Source organism: Cyanobium sp. NIVA-CYA 375, from assembly GCF_056108345.1.
The window spans coordinates 1-818 of sequence record NZ_JBSYHW010000299.1 but is presented as its reverse complement, the minus strand read 5'-3'; the positions used below and the strand labels follow the sequence as shown (position 1 = coordinate 818).

Here is an 818-nt window from a genome sequence, read left to right as displayed (position 1 = left end):
GGACCGTCATCGACCGCGACATCGACGGCCAGCCCGATCGCATCGTGCGCGGGGGCAGCGGCGTGCAGCCGGTGACCCGCAGCTACTTCTACGACCTGCACCGCCGGCGTTGCAAGACCATCGAACCCGAGGCGGGCGCAACCCTGCAGGGCTACGACCAGGCCGGCAACCTCGAGTGGCTCGCGCCCGGACTGGCCCTGCCCGGCGCGAGCTGCGACCCCGGCTCGGTGCCGCAGGGCCGCCGCATCGACTACCGCTACGACCTGCGCGACCGGCTCCGGACCACGGCCTACGGCGACGGCGGCCAGGCGATCACGCGGACCTACTCGGCCGACGGGCTGCTGCAGCAGATCGTGACCTCGGGTGGCCAGGCGAACACGATCGGCTGGACCTACGGCTACAACAACCGGCGGCTGCTGACGAGCGAGCGCTACACCTGGGGCGACACGCACGGCTGGGACTTCGCATGGGGCATCGACGCACATGGCCATGTCAGCAGCCTCACCGACCCCTGGGGTGGGCCGCTGAACTACACGCCCGATGCCTGGGGCGCGCCGCGCACCGTGGGCATCCATGCCACCGGCATCACCTTCCACCCCAACGGTCAGCTGGCCTCCTACGTGTTGCGCAACGGCGTGGCCTTCGGCATGTGGCAGAACATCCGCGGCCTGCCCTAGGTCTGGCAACACGCCGGCGTGGTGCGCGACCGGTACACCTACGACGCCAACGGCAACGTGACGTCGATCAGCGACGAACAGCAGGGCATCCAGCGCACGATGCCCCAGTACGACGGGCTCGACCGGCTGCGGCAAGCCAAC

Annotated in this window: 1 protein-coding gene; it reads left to right on the top strand. The window is 70.3% G+C overall.

Annotated features, from left to right (window positions below; genetic code table 11):
• On the top strand, positions 1 to 677 hold a 677-nt coding region (locus AC01FP_RS18200), incomplete at its 5' end, for a hypothetical protein (RefSeq protein WP_474482232.1).
• Positions 678 to 818: the final 141 nt, after the last annotated feature.